At 68.0% G+C, this 12,575-nt stretch carries 13 protein-coding genes and 1 pseudogene; 10 read left to right on the top strand and 4 right to left on the bottom strand.

Features of this window, described 5'->3' with window-relative positions; all coding sequences use genetic code 11:
* The first annotated feature begins 247 nt into the window (after nucleotides 1–247).
* From PV679_RS21210 to PV679_RS21200, 3 genes are all read left to right on the top strand, one after another.
* Complete coding sequence (locus tag PV679_RS21210; protein ID WP_319681911.1) at nucleotides 248–1,501, top strand: NAD(P)/FAD-dependent oxidoreductase; 1,254 nt, start codon at nucleotides 248–250, stop codon at nucleotides 1,499–1,501.
* Between the two features lie 307 nt (nucleotides 1,502–1,808).
* Nucleotides 1,809–2,213: a hypothetical protein gene (locus PV679_RS21205; protein WP_319681910.1), complete on the top strand. Its 405-nt coding sequence runs from the start codon at nucleotides 1,809–1,811 to the stop codon at nucleotides 2,211–2,213.
* A 182-nt stretch (nucleotides 2,214–2,395) separates the two neighbouring features.
* Nucleotides 2,396–2,938: a DUF6328 family protein gene (locus tag PV679_RS21200; protein ID WP_319681909.1), complete on the top strand. Its 543-nt coding sequence runs from the start codon at nucleotides 2,396–2,398 to the stop codon at nucleotides 2,936–2,938.
* 91 nt (nucleotides 2,939–3,029) lie between these two features.
* Here PV679_RS21200 and PV679_RS21195 read toward each other — a convergent pair whose 3' ends face one another.
* The gene (locus PV679_RS21195; protein WP_319681908.1) at nucleotides 3,030–3,965 is read right to left on the bottom strand and encodes an SDR family oxidoreductase; all 936 of its coding nucleotides are present in this window, start codon (nucleotides 3,963–3,965) and stop codon (nucleotides 3,030–3,032) included.
* A 144-nt stretch (nucleotides 3,966–4,109) separates the two neighbouring features.
* Between PV679_RS21195 and PV679_RS21190 the strand changes: the two genes are divergently transcribed.
* A complete protein-coding gene (locus tag PV679_RS21190) occupies nucleotides 4,110–4,679 on the top strand; it encodes a TetR family transcriptional regulator (RefSeq protein WP_319681907.1) in 570 nt (189 codons plus the stop codon).
* Nucleotides 4,680–5,126: 447 nt separating this feature from the next.
* Here the strand turns inward: PV679_RS21190 and PV679_RS21185 are convergent, their stop codons facing one another.
* Nucleotides 5,127–5,654 carry a GNAT family N-acetyltransferase gene (locus tag PV679_RS21185; RefSeq protein WP_416069767.1) on the bottom strand — a complete coding sequence of 176 codons (528 nt, stop codon included), beginning with the start codon at nucleotides 5,652–5,654 and terminating at the stop codon, nucleotides 5,127–5,129.
* 143 nt (nucleotides 5,655–5,797) lie between these two features.
* Here PV679_RS21185 and PV679_RS21180 point away from each other — a divergent pair, with 143 nt between their 5' ends.
* Complete coding sequence (locus PV679_RS21180; protein WP_319681994.1) at nucleotides 5,798–6,424, top strand: alpha-ketoglutarate-dependent dioxygenase AlkB; 627 nt, start codon at nucleotides 5,798–5,800, stop codon at nucleotides 6,422–6,424.
* A gap of 165 nt (nucleotides 6,425–6,589) precedes the next feature.
* Here PV679_RS21180 and PV679_RS21175 read toward each other — a convergent pair whose 3' ends face one another.
* Complete coding sequence (locus tag PV679_RS21175) at nucleotides 6,590–6,982, bottom strand: helix-turn-helix domain-containing protein (RefSeq protein WP_319681906.1); 393 nt, start codon at nucleotides 6,980–6,982, stop codon at nucleotides 6,590–6,592.
* Between the two features lie 241 nt (nucleotides 6,983–7,223).
* Between PV679_RS21175 and PV679_RS21170 the strand changes: the two genes are divergently transcribed.
* From PV679_RS21170 to PV679_RS21150, 5 genes are all read left to right on the top strand, one after another.
* Nucleotides 7,224–8,183 (top strand): NADP-dependent oxidoreductase, encoded by a 960-nt coding sequence (locus PV679_RS21170; protein ID WP_319681905.1) that lies wholly within the window; start codon nucleotides 7,224–7,226, stop codon nucleotides 8,181–8,183.
* Between the two features lie 57 nt (nucleotides 8,184–8,240).
* Complete coding sequence (locus PV679_RS21165; protein WP_319681904.1) at nucleotides 8,241–9,005, top strand: SDR family oxidoreductase; 765 nt, start codon at nucleotides 8,241–8,243, stop codon at nucleotides 9,003–9,005.
* Nucleotides 9,006–9,054: 49 nt separating this feature from the next.
* On the top strand, nucleotides 9,055–9,711 hold the full coding sequence (locus PV679_RS36220) for a cation transporter (protein WP_416069773.1): 657 nt from the start codon (nucleotides 9,055–9,057) through the stop codon (nucleotides 9,709–9,711).
* A gap of 130 nt (nucleotides 9,712–9,841) precedes the next feature.
* Nucleotides 9,842–11,347, top strand: a complete 1,506-nt coding sequence (locus tag PV679_RS21155) for a GMC family oxidoreductase (RefSeq protein WP_319681903.1) — start codon at nucleotides 9,842–9,844, stop codon at nucleotides 11,345–11,347.
* 581 nt (nucleotides 11,348–11,928) lie between these two features.
* Nucleotides 11,929–12,291 (top strand): hypothetical protein, encoded by a 363-nt coding sequence (locus PV679_RS21150; RefSeq protein WP_319681902.1) that lies wholly within the window; start codon nucleotides 11,929–11,931, stop codon nucleotides 12,289–12,291.
* A gap of 36 nt (nucleotides 12,292–12,327) precedes the next feature.
* Here the strand turns inward: PV679_RS21150 and PV679_RS21145 are convergent.
* Nucleotides 12,328–12,575 (bottom strand): annotated as a pseudogene (locus PV679_RS21145) (transposase); the annotation flags it as partial.

Here is a 12,575-nt window from a genome sequence, read left to right as displayed (position 1 = left end):
GGTGAGGCCGAGAGTCGGTTGCGCGGTGCCAGACCATGCGAGCGACGAGGCCAACCAGAACCTTGACAAATTTTATCCAGGATATATAGCATCCAGATATCGAGTGAGGCTGCGCTCAGCATCTGCACAGGGCCCCTCACCGGCCGGACGTCTGTCGTTTCATCCCAGGAGCTGCTGCCCCTCACACGGCAGACGTCTGTCGTCCACCGCAGCAACTGCTGCCCTGTCTCCAGAGAGGGAACGACGAATGACACACATTGTGGTAATTGGCGGAGGCTTCGCCGGCGTATGGAGCGCTGCGGGCGCCGTACGGGCTGCCCGCGCTGCCGGACAAGCCGGCGAGGACATCCACGTCACATTGATCAGTGGCGGTGATGACCTGGTCCTTCGCCCCCGCCTGTACGAGGACGATCCGCAGAGCAAGCGTGTGCCATTGGATCGTGTTCTGGGTCCGATCGGCGTCCGAAGGGTCACGGCGACTGTCACTGGTGTGGACACCGAGGCTCATACCGTCCAAGCCGTCGGCCGGACCGGTGAGGATGTCCGTCTGAGCTACGACAAGCTTGTTCTCGCTTCCGGCAGCCAGCTGATCCGCCCTGGCTTCCCGGGTGCGCAGTACACCTTCGACATCGACACCCTGACCTCCGCGGCCACTCTCGAACACCACTTGTGGAGCCTCCCTGAGCGGAAGCCGTTCGCAGGCCGGCACACGGCCGTCGTGGTCGGCGCCGGCTTCACCGGCCTGGAGATCGCCACCGCTCTGGTCGAGCGCCTGCACACCATCGCCGATCCGCACGGCGCGGGCGAGGAAGTCCGCGTCGTCCTCGTCGACCGCGCCGACGTTCTGGGCCCGGAGCTTGGCTCCGGACCCCGTCCGTATATCGACAGTGCGATAGATGAGCTGAAGATCGAGCGACGTCTGGGACTGACCGTGACATCGGCGACCCGTGACGAGATCACGCTCTCAGACGGCGAAGTAATCCCCGCGGCCACTGTCGTGTGGACGGCCGGCATGATCGCCAGCCCTCTGACGGCGCAGATCCCTGGGGACCGGGACAGGCTCGGCCGACTGAGCGTGGACGCGTACATGCGGGTCAACGGAGTGTCCGACGTGTACGCGGCAGGCGACACCGCCGCCGCACTCGTCGAAGAGGGCCACTACACGATGCAGAGCTGCCAACACGCCCAGCCCATGGGCAAGTTCGCGGGACACAACGTGGTGGCAGACCTGACGGGGACCGCGGCCGTGCCTTTCACAGCGGACGCCTACAACACCTGCCTGGACCTCGGAGCTGACCACGCCATTGAAACCAAGGGCTGGGACCGTGTGATCCATTTCACCGGACAGGAGGCCAAGACGCTCAAGCAGAACATCAACGCCCGGTGGATCTATCCGTCGGTCGACGACCCGGAGGCGATCCTCGCTCACGCGGGCCGGTTCAGTAACGCTGAAGCCAGCAAGAAGGCCGGTACTCCCGAGACCAGCCGTCCCTCGGCATAGGGACCACGAGTCTGGACTACCAGTCTGGACTACGAGTTGAACCACGGTCGCAGGAAGCCCGTAGGGCCGAGGGGGAGTGGTGGCCTGCCCCAGCCGCTGCCCCTCCTCCTCCCTGGCGGCGCATCTCGCCCAACCTCTTCGGTGTCCGCTCCCGAGGTGGACGTTGCTGGAGCCGCGTGATCTCCGTGGGGTGCGCTGTCACTCGGCCATCGTGCTCGCACTCATCGTTTGACGGGTTCCGGCGGTGGGCAAATGCCCGAGGCTGGAACTCGGCTGCGTGGCGCTGGGAGGAAGTGTGCCGTACAGCATGCGGATCTGGTGGACGTGGGGGCTGAACGTGCTCCTGGTGCAGATGGGTGTGGCTCTCGTGATCGGCGGCCTCGCGGAGTGGCGGCCGTCCTTCCTCAACGTCTTGTACTGGGTGTCCGGTGTCGCATGGGTGGTGCTGACATGGCGAGGGCTGGCTCGGCGTCTGCGCGTGACGACTTCCGGGGTCCGCAGTCATGGACTGTGGCGCACCCGCCTCGTCCGGTGGGATGACGTGGCGCTATTCGTGAGCTCCGCGGACCCAAGATGGGAATCACCGGCGGCAGAGCTCTTCAACGGGCGGCTGGTGATCCTCGACGGAATACGCGGATTGTGCAGCGACGAGGAATCTCCGGTTGACAAGATCGTCATCCGGCTCAACGCGGAGCTGAACAAGACCTCTTGAGAAGACAGAGCGCGTTGCCGCCGGGACCGCAGGCATGCGTCCGGGCGCTGGGTTGTAGGGGAGGTTTCGGCAGGAGGGCGACCTGGCGACCGTTCGACCGGTCAGCCGTGTCTTCAGGGTCAAGTTCCGGACCGCGGCTTACGGTGCTCAGGAGCAGGTCCCGCTGGAGGTGGGAGGCCCCGATGGCGCAGGACGACAGTGGTCGCGGCCGTGGTCACGGCCGCGACGAGACGATCGAGCAGCGGGCCGACCGGCTGTGGGGCGAACTCCTCCAGGAACTCAGGATCGCGCAGACCGGGGTGCAGATTCTCTTCGGTTTTCTGCTCACCGTAGTCTTTCAGGCTCGTTTCTCCGAGCTGTCGGACGCCGACAGAACCCTCTACGCCGTCACGGTCATGTTGGGCGCGTCCGCTGTCGGGGCGCTCATCGGCCCGGTGTCCCTGCACCGCTTGCTGACTGGACACCGGCTGAAACCTCAGGTGGTCGCGTGGGCGTCACGTCTGGCCCTGGCTGGTCTCGTACTGCTGCTCTGCACGATGGCATCGGCCCTGCTGCTTGTCCTGCGCCTGGCGCTCGACAACACCATCGCGGCCTCGCTCGTGGGTGTGATGGTGTTGTGGTTCTTGCTGTGCTGGTTCGCGCTTCCGGCCTTCGCCCGACACGCGGTGCGCAAGGACAGTGGTGGTGCGGATTCCGTGGACGCGGGCCCGGCGAGACGGCGCTGACCGGGACACGCGGGGACCGGCCGCCGGCGCGGAGCTGGCGGCCGGCAGTCGGGTCAGTCAGTCAGTGCCGATGTTGGTCGGGTGCGGTTGGTCAGGCGGACGGGGTGGCGAAGTAGTGGCCCTTGCCGAGGTCGTCGAGCAGCCCGGGCTGGGTCGGCTGCCACGCCAGCAGTTCGCGGGTGTACGCGCTGGAGGCGGGGCTGTCCAGGCCGAGGAAGTCGGCCAGCCAGCTGAAGTGTCCGGCCGCGTCGTCGGGGGAGACCGGAGCCACGGGCAGGCCGAGGTGCCGCCCGATCACCTCGGCGACGGTACGGATCGGCACGCCCTCCTCCGCGACCGCGTGCAGTGTGGAGCCGGCCGGAGCCTTTTCCAGCGCCAGGCGGAAGAGGTGCGCGGCGTCGGACCGGTGTACGGCGGGCCAGCGGTTGGTGCCGTCGCCGATGTAGCCGGAGACGCCCCTCTCGCGGGCGATGGCGACCACGGTGGCGAGGAAGCCCTGGTCCCCGTCGCCGTGCACGGTCGGAGGAAGCCGTACGACCGACGAGCGGACGCCGCGGTCCGCGAGGGCGACCGTCGCGTGCGCGTTGGCCCGCCGCTTGGCCGGGCCGTCAGCCGGGTGGCCGCCGACCGGGTCGGACGCCTGGCCGTCCTGCTCGGTCACGACCTGCCCCGGCGCCAGCCCGAGCGTCCCGGCGGCGATGAGGAATGGGCGGTCGGAGCCGGCGAGCGCCTCACCGAACGTGTCGATGGCATGCCGGTCCGCGTCGGCGGCGTCCGCGAAGCCGCCGCTGAACGCGATGTCGTGCTTGAAGGCGAGGTGGATCACGCCGTCGGACTCGGCAGCCGCGCTGCGCAGGGTGTCGAGATCGTCGAGTGTGCCACGGCGCACCTCGGCACCGGCCTCGGTGAGGGCAGCGGCCGAGGCGTCCGAGCGGGCCAGCCCGACCACCTGATGGCCGGCGCCGATGAGCTCCGGAACAACGGCTGAACCGATCCAGCCGGACGCGCCGGTGATGAACACACGCATGAGGAGAACCTCCGGGTAAGTCGGCCGTCCGCGCCGGGGCACCGGGATACCGGGCACGAGATGTGCGGCGAACGAGCCTATGTCAGTTACTGTCATCAACCGTAACACCTGATGTCAGTCGCTGCCATCACGTAGGATCGCGGTATGGGTCGATGGGAGCCAAACGCGCGCGGGCGGCTGGAGCAGGCAGCGCTGGACCTCTACAGCGAGCGCGGGTTCGAGCAGACCACCGCCGCGCAGATCGCCAAACGCGCCGGGCTCACCGAGCGGACGTTCTTCCGGCATTACGCCGACAAGCGCGAGGTGCTGTTCGGGGGTTCGCAGGCGCTGGAGGAGATCTTCGTGGACACCCTCGCCGGCACCCCGGACACGGTCGCGCCGATCGACGCGATGGCCTCGACACTGGAGACTGTCGCCGCCTTCTTCCTGGAGCGCCACGAGTTTGCCCGGCAGCGCCAGGCCGTCATCGTGGCGAACGCGGAGCTGCGCGAGCGGGAGCTGATCAAGCTTGCGTCGCTGTCCGCGGCGCTCGCCGCCACGCTGCGCCGGCGCGGCGTCAAGGAGCCGGCCGCGAGCCTCACCGCGGAGGCGGGCATCGCCGTCTTCAAGGTCGGGTTCGAGCGCTGGGTCGGTGAGAGCGATGAGGAGCGCGGTCTGGCGGACTTCTTGCGGGAGTCGCTCGCCGAACTCAAAGTGGTGGCCGCGGGCGAGTGACCGCAGACCTGGTGGGAAGCAACAGGTGGGTGCCTCCTTGGCTACCTCAATGGAGCGAGCACATGAGGCGCGACGTTCTGCCCGTCTGGGCCGCCGTCACTGACTGACTGGCGCCGGCTCGTACGCCGTCTTACGGCCGGCCCGGTGTCCGCGGAGAAGTCGCCAACCGCACTGCGAAGAGGCCCGACTTACTGACCCTTCGCCTTCATGCGCCAGGCAGCGTGATGCCGACGAGCGGGCGTTGCGTCCGGCGTCGGCTCCTCTTCCCTCCCGCGGCTTTCGCTTCCTGCCTCGCCGGTGCTGCAGCGCGGACTCGTGGGGCGCGGTCCATGGAGCGGCCAACTCCTCGGCCGGATCACCAAGTTGGGCGCGGGTGATGCCGGTGAAGGCAGGATGTGACAGGGCCGCACGGACACATCCGCCTCACACACTCCACTGCCCTCTTCTTCATACTGCGAGAGCGCCCGCACCTGGCAGTCGCACCATGTAGATGTCGATCGGGTCCTGAACCTCCACGGTGAACCCATGGCGCTCGTACAGCCGCCGGGCACCGCTGCCCCGCAGGACGTTCAGACGGACGAGCAGGCCGTCGGAATCAGTCCGGTCCAGCAGTGTCCGCAGGACAGCCGAACCGAATCCCCGGCCCTGGACGCCTGGGGCGAGATAGAAATGCTCCAGCCACTGTCCGTCCTCGGCCGGCCGCAAAGTGACGCAGCCCGCGAAGGCGCCGCCGGCCAGGATCACCGACGTGTGGTGCGAGGAGAAGGAATCCCGCAGCCGCTGCCGGACCCGATGCTCGTCGAACCGACCCAACCGCTCAAGGTCCGGGCGCATCACCGTGGCCCGCAGCTCCGCGATCGTCTCGACATCTGCCGGCTCCGCGGGGCGGATGGCCCACTCCAGGGGCCGGTCGGGCGTGCGGCCGGGCACCGCCTGGTCCGCCTGTACCGCGTCCGCCTCTGTGCTCGCATCCACGGCCGGATTATGCCAGTGGCCGCCGGTGCGTACGTCGGCGGTGGTGGGAGGCGAGTTCCGGGGGCGGGGTCGGTGACTGCGGGTGTTGGTCTCCCGTCACACCGTCAGAACGTACATTCGATTAAATGGGTACACTGGTGTCCATGGCCACGCATCTCCAGGGCTCGCTCTTCGATCAGACCGATGACATCCGTCTCGGTCCGCTGGGCGAGTCGCGCAGGAGCGAGCTGGGTGACGGTGCCTGGATCGATCTACTGCCCGGATGGCTGCACGGGGCCGATGCCCTGTTCACTCTGCTCGCCTCGGATGTTCCCTGGCGGGCCGAGCGACGGCAGATGTACGAGCACGCCGTGGACGTCCCGAGACTGCTCGCCTTCTATCGCGCCGACGACCCGCTGCCGCATCCCGTCCTGGCCGAGGCCCGTGCCACGCTTACCGCGCACTACGCCGCCGAGCTGGGCGAACCGTTCACCACGGCCGGGCTCTGCTATTACCGGGACGGCCGCGACAGTGTCGCCTGGCACGGTGACCGGATCGGCCGGGGCGCGCGCGAGGACACGATGGTGGCCATCCTCTCCGTGGGCGCGCCGCGCGATCTGGTGCTGCGCCCGCGCCACGGTGGTGGGACTGTGCGGCGGCCGCTCGGGCATGGCGATCTGATCGTGATGGGCGGCTCCTGCCAGCGCACATGGGAACACGCGATTCCCAAGAGCACACGGGCGACAGGACCACGGATCAGTATTCAGTTCCGGCCGAGCGGCGTTTCCTGAACATCTGTCGCGGGCGACGCTCTCCGGTTCGCGGCGCCGGTCGGCCATGCGTACGGCTGCGCTGCGTGGGTGGCGGCGTGGTGTGTTCGGAGACGGGTTGGTCGTGTGGTGGGCGGGAGGTGGCTTGTCGCGTCGGAACGCCGGTGGGTTCGTTGCGGTGCGCCGTCATCCCTGTGAGGTGTCGAAGGTTGTTCTTGAGTCCAGGATGCCGCCGGCGTTCGCCTCTGCCCATCGGGCCAGTGCTTGGACGATTTCCAGCAGGCTGAGTCCGCGTGGGGTGAGTGCGTAATCGACGCGAGGAGGCTTGGTGTTACGGACGGTCCGCGTGACGAGCCCGTCGCGTTCCAGTCTGCGTAGTGTGGCGCTGAGCATCCGCTGGGTGATGGGGCCGCTGAGGCGGCGCAGTTCATTGAACCCGCGTGTGGTGTCGGCGAGCTTGCAGATCACGACTACGGACCACTTGTCGCCGATCCGTTCCAGCACGTTGCGGGTGAGGTCACGGCCTTGTTCGCACAGAGCGGGGGCCGTGTCGTCCGGTTCCGTGATCGGGTGCGCCATGGCGGTAAGTATACGAGCGTGACCTGGTACGGCTGACGTGACCAGGTATGGCTCAGGGATCAGGTGCGGCTCACCAGGTAGGTGCGGCGGCTCACGCGATCTTGGTCCTGGAGTGGTTCTTCCGGGGATACCTGAGCACTTCAAAGTGCCTTCTTGTCGCGTTGATGGTGGTCCCGGAGACTCAAGATGAGGTACAGGAGATGTACCTGGTATTCATTGGGTACTCCTTGAGGGGTGTGACGTGCGAGTAGTTGGGCTGTACGAGTTCGGCGGACCGGACGTACTGCGGGTTGTCGATCTGCCGGATCCGCATGCCGGGCCCGGTGAGGTCCGTGTGCGTGTTCACGCGGCCACGGTGAATCCGGCGGACACGCTGCTGCGGTCGGGGGCGCTCGCGCAGAGGCTACGGGAGTTTCCGGGCCCGTATGTTCCCGGCATGGACATCGCGGGTGTGGTCGACGAAGTGGGTCCGGGGACCGAGACGGAACTGCGCGTGGGTGACTCGGTCATGGCGATGGTCATGCCAGTGGGGACCGCGGCCGGCGGTTACGCCGAGTACAAGGTGCTGCCGGCCGGCTGGGTCGTCCGCGCACCGGAGGGCTCCGACCACGCGAGTGCGGCGACGCTGCCCATGAACGGGCTCACCGCGTTGCGGACGCTCGACATGCTGGCCCTTCCGGCGGGATCGGTCCTCGCCGTTGTCGGGGCGGCCGGGGCGCTCGGTGGTTATCTGGTGCAGTTGGCCAGGCACGCGGGACTCACCGTGATCGCCGATGCCGCACCCGCCGACGAGGAACTGGTACGGCGCTGCGGCGCGGACGAGATCGTGGCCAGAGGGTCTGATGTCGCGGGACATCTCCGCGCTCGGTATCCCGATGGCGTGGACGCGGTCGCCGATGCCGCGCTGTTTGGTCCGCGGCTGTTCGAAGCCGTCCGTGACGGTGGCACATTTGTCCGCTTCCGCGGCGCCGAGGAACCTGGCGGCTACGAGCACGACGACAGCGGCAGGATCACCGTGCAGTCGACTTTCGTCCCGGACTACTTCGGGCGTACGGACAAACTGAACCAGATCCGGGAGCTCGCCGAGGCGGGCGTTCTGGTCCCACGGGTCGCGCGGACCTATTCCCCCGTCGAGACCGGTGACGCGCACCGGCGGTTGGCGGCCGGCGGCGTCCGCGGCCGGCTCGTCATCGCCTTCTGAATCTCTCTCAGCTCCACAACAGCCAGAACAGCCAGAACACTCAGGAAGTGGTCAGCGATGTCAGCACGTTTCACCGACAAGGTCGTCCTCATCACCGGTGCCACCTCCGGCATGGGCCGTGCCGCCGCCGAGCGGCTCGCCGCCGAGGGCGCGAAGGTCGTCCTCGCGGCCCGTGGCAAGGAAGCGGGCGACGCGCTGGCCGCCGAACTCCGTGCCGGCGGAGCGGACGCCTTCTTCGTACGCACCGACGTGACAGCGGAGTCGGAGGTCGCGGACTTGGTCCAGCAGGTGGTCGACCGGCACGGACGCCTCGACGGGGCGTTCAACAACGTCGGCGCGGCCACCGCCGTCGGCCCGGTGACCGGCATCGATGGCAAGGCATGGAACGCCGACCTGGCGCTCAACCTCAGTAGCGTCTTCTTCAGCCTGAAGTACCAAGTGCCCGTGCTGCAGGCGTCCGGCGGCGGTGCGATTGTGAACAACGCTTCCAACCTCGCCATGACCGGAGCCGCCGGCATGGCCTCCTACAGTGCCGCCAAGCACGGCGTTGTCGGACTCACACGGTCGGTCGCACTCGACACGGCCGCTACTGGCGTACGTGTCAACGCGCTTGTCACCGGCGGCGTCGACACTCCCTTGCTCCGCAACAACATGGGCCTGCCGCCGGAAGAGGCCGTCCGTGCGGCCGGAGCGGCGCACCCGGTCGGGCGGATCGCCCGGCCGGAGGAGATCGCGGCGTTCGTGGCCTTTCTGCTCAGCGACGAAGCGCCGTTCATCACCGGAGCCGCACTCGCCATCGACGGCGGCATGACCGCCGCCTGACGGCTGCGCGACCGTCCGAACCGTCCGCGAGGCCCGGGAGAAGTCCGCCCTGCGGATCATCGCCGGCTCCTTCTGCGCACTCGCCGCGTACGTCGGCGTCGACGCGGTCCGTGCCCTGGTAGGCGCCGGCGAGGCCGACCGTTCGATTCCCGGCATCGTGCTCGCCGTACTGTCCCTGGGGATCATGCCGTTCCTCTCCGCCGCACAGCGCCGTGCGGGCCGTGAACTCGGCTCCGCCTCCGCGGTCGCGGACTCCAAGCAGACCCTGCTGTGCACGTATCTCTCCGCCGTGCTCCTGGTCGGCCTGGTCCTCAACGCCACTCTCGGCTGGTCCTGGGCCGACCCCGTCGCCGCACTTGCCCTCGCTGTTATCGCGGTGAAGGAAGGCCGCGACGCCTGGCAGGGCAAGGGCTGCTGCGCACCTTCCGCACATCCGTCCGCCGGCGCCATGGCGGGGGACCCCGGCGCCGGACGCCTGCGGCTGCACTCCGGGCCGCTCCCGCTGTTCGTGAACACCTTGTGGCCGGCCCGCCTCCCCGGCCCGGACCTCTTCCGGATGCTGGTCGCCGCACTGCTCCTGCCGCTCGGGACGCGGCTGTTCCCGCATACCTCAGCCCGGTCTGCGACCGGCCTTGTGCCGACACGGCCGAACTCGGCGTCGACGCCAACCGGCGCCGTCCAGGGCGTGTGGGAAGGCGGCAGTTGAAGCTGGCTGTGCCGTGCCCTGCGGTGCACGGCGGGAGGGCGCCTGGGCTGCGGAGCACTGGCGATGCCGGAAGCGGTGGCGTTGAAGGTCTGACTTTGCGCCGGTATTCGAATTACTTATGCTGAATTCCGTGGATTCATGGGATTTCGTGATAGTGGGTGGAGGTACAGCCGGTTCTGTTCTGGCGTCGCGGCTGTCAGAGCACCCTGACGCCCAGGTGCTCCTGCTTGAAGCAGGACCTGCCGACGGCCCGGCGACGATGTCGGTGCCGTCGGCGTGGCGGGGCCTGATGGGCAGCGAAGTGGACTGGGGCTTCACAACGGTGCCGCAGGCCGGTCTGGGCGGCAGAACCATCCCTTATCCGCGAGGCAAGGTTCTGGGCGGTTCCAGTTCCATCAACGCGATGATGAACGTCCGCGGGCAGCGCTCCGCCGTCGATGCCTGGGTGACCGCGGGCGCACGCGGCTGGGGGTTCGACGACCTCCTTCCCTACTACCGGCGCAGTGAGCACACCGAGAACCTTGACACCGCTTACCGAGGCGTTGAAGGGCCGATGCGACTTGAGGCGGCGGCGAGCTCCCGACCCGCGGCGCAGGCATTTCTCGCGGCGGTCCAGGAGCGTGGCTATCCGGTGTCGGCCGATCTCAACGGGGACGTTGCGGAAGGTGTCGCCTGGACCGAGCTGACCACCGTCGACGGAGTGCGGCAGTCCGCCGCGGATGCCTACCTCCGGCCCTTTCTGAACCGGCCGAACCTGACGGTGGTGACGGACGCCTCAGTTCACACGCTCACTTTTTCCGGGACTCGCTGCACCGGGGTGCGCTACGTCAACGACGGCAGCACTCACACTGCGCACGCGAGGAACGAGGTCCTGCTCTGCGCTGGAGTGATCGGCTCTCCGCAGGTGTTGATGCTCTCGGGTGTGGGCCCGGTCGACGCTTTGCGCGCCCACGGGATCGACGTTGTCGCGGATCTGCCCGGCGTGGGTGCCAACCTGTCTGATCATCCGCTGGGGACGATTGCCTACGCCGCAGCGCGGCAGATGCCGGACGGCGCCAACAATGATGTCGAAGTTCTCGGCGTACTGCGCACAGATCCAGCTCTCGCGGCACCCGATGTGCAGATCCTCTTCATGGAGAGCCCTGTGGTAACGCCCGGGACCCAGGGCTACAGGCTCGGCTTCAGCCTACTGGCTCCCCATAGCCGAGGTTCGGTGACGCTGCTTTCGGACGAGCCCGGAAAAGCACCCGCAATTGATCTCGGTCTGCTGAGCGACGAACGAGACGTCGCCGGGATGATCGCGGCGCTGCGGCTCGCACGCGAGATCAGCGCTTCGAAGGCTCTGGATCCGTGGCGCGGCGAGGAGGTATCGCCGGGTGCCTCGGTGAACAGCGAGGACCAATTGTGTTCCTTTCTGAGGAGCAGTGTGGGGACGTACTTCCACGCGGTCGGCACCTGCCGGATGGGCACCGGCGCGTCGTCGGTAATCGACGCAGAACTGCGCGTTCACGGTCTCGACCGTCTGCGCGTGGTCGACGCGTCCGTGATGCCCGCTCTGCCCGCGGCCAACACCAACGCAACCGTTCTGGCGATCGCCGAGCGGGCTGTGGACATCATCACCAGCCGAGGCCGATGACGTCAGGGCCGGGCGACCGGCCAGGTCGAACACCTCCTCGGCGGGCGCCCGTTGACGTATGTGTTCGCGGCGGGAGAGATCCGGGCGGTTCGCCTGTTCGTGATCGATGGCGCGGAAGCTGTCCTGGAGGGCCGCCGTGGTCTGTTGCGAGGACCAGCACTGACGACCATTTCCACAGGCGGGGACCCGGGCCGGACGACGTGGTCGGCGCCCACGGGCGCACGACGACCCGGCGAAGCCGCCGCCGATTTGACCCGGCGGGCCAGTCCGCCCCGGCGTTGTGTGCGCCGCCCGTCCGACTCCCGCGCCGTCTGTACGGCACGGCGCCGAGTTGGGGGCATGGCGGGATGCGCCGGGCAGGTGAGGGGTGGCTGCGTGGGGGCGGATGAGATCAGGTCTGGCTGCGTAGGCGAGACCGGAGAGCGTTTGCCAGTGGCTTCCAAGAGCGGTTGATGGCAGGGCACTCTGAAAATGTCGCCGAGAATTGAGGAGTACCGGAGTCGGCCCGATGGTGTGCGGTCCGACCGGAGGGTGTGTGGAAGTCAGTGGAACGGTGCGTCGGAGTGGGGAATGATCCGCTCATGGAGCGCGTCATCGATCTTGATCAGGCAGCCGCAGTAATCGCTGAGCGGGCTGCGCGATGGCTGGCGGCCGGGCTCAAGGTTGGGCAGGTGACGTGGCGGGACGAAACTGCGCCATGGCCTCAGCACCTTGAGACTGACAGAACTCTCGTGCGTGACCCCGACTCCGTCGGCGTGCTCATCTCCGGCCCGGGGGACGCCGGGCTGTCCGTGGTGCTGTTCCGGGGCGGCTGGGCTGACGTGGACTACTTCGACGGCCTCGACGACGGCGGACCGATACCGGCGTTCGGCATCAAATCGGCAGCGGCCTTCGGCACCCAGCTCGATCAGTGGGTGCCGCGCGTCTTTGGGAACCTCGGCTAGAGGCAACGCCGTTCAGTTAAGGCGGGGCTGGGGACGTCAAGGGCTGCTCATGATCATGTTGACGGTGATGGTGGCTTTGTAGGTGGTCCGGTCGATGGTGGGTCCGCGTGCGTTGTATTTGGAGATCGCGCGTTTGACGATGCGGTCTTTGGTGCGGATCCGCCGGGCGGGCAGGAGGTGGGCCAGGACGTGACGGCCGATGGTGCCGACGAGATTGATGTCCGTGCCGGTAATGACGCCTGCGGCCAGGATGAGCTGATCGCGGGCCGCGGCGAGGGCGGTGG

This window comes from Streptomyces sp. AK02-01A, from assembly GCF_033795305.1.
Taxonomy (GTDB): Bacteria; Actinomycetota; Actinomycetes; order Streptomycetales; family Streptomycetaceae; genus Streptomyces.
Note: the sequence above shows the minus strand (reverse complement) of the source record. Positions and strands in the feature narration are given on the sequence as shown.

Excerpts from the sequence above, each read along its gene's own strand:
- PV679_RS21165 (WP_319681904.1), top strand. The coding sequence starts at position 8,241 with ATGTCAGCACGTTTCACCGACAAGGTCGTCCTCATCACCGGTGCCACC.
- PV679_RS21210 (WP_319681911.1), top strand. The coding sequence starts at position 248 with ATGACACACATTGTGGTAATTGGCGGAGGCTTCGCCGGCGTATGGAGC.
- PV679_RS21150 (WP_319681902.1), top strand. The coding sequence starts at position 11,929 with ATGGAGCGCGTCATCGATCTTGATCAGGCAGCCGCAGTAATCGCTGAG.
- PV679_RS21175 (WP_319681906.1), bottom strand. The coding sequence starts at position 6,982 with ATGGCGCACCCGATCACGGAACCGGACGACACGGCCCCCGCTCTGTGC.
- PV679_RS21195 (WP_319681908.1), bottom strand. The coding sequence starts at position 3,965 with ATGCGTGTGTTCATCACCGGCGCGTCCGGCTGGATCGGTTCAGCCGTT.
- PV679_RS21205 (WP_319681910.1), top strand. The coding sequence starts at position 1,809 with ATGCGGATCTGGTGGACGTGGGGGCTGAACGTGCTCCTGGTGCAGATG.
- PV679_RS21200 (WP_319681909.1), top strand. The coding sequence starts at position 2,396 with ATGGCGCAGGACGACAGTGGTCGCGGCCGTGGTCACGGCCGCGACGAG.
- PV679_RS21190 (WP_319681907.1), top strand. The coding sequence starts at position 4,110 with ATGGGTCGATGGGAGCCAAACGCGCGCGGGCGGCTGGAGCAGGCAGCG.
- PV679_RS21180 (WP_319681994.1), top strand. The coding sequence starts at position 5,798 with ATGGCCACGCATCTCCAGGGCTCGCTCTTCGATCAGACCGATGACATC.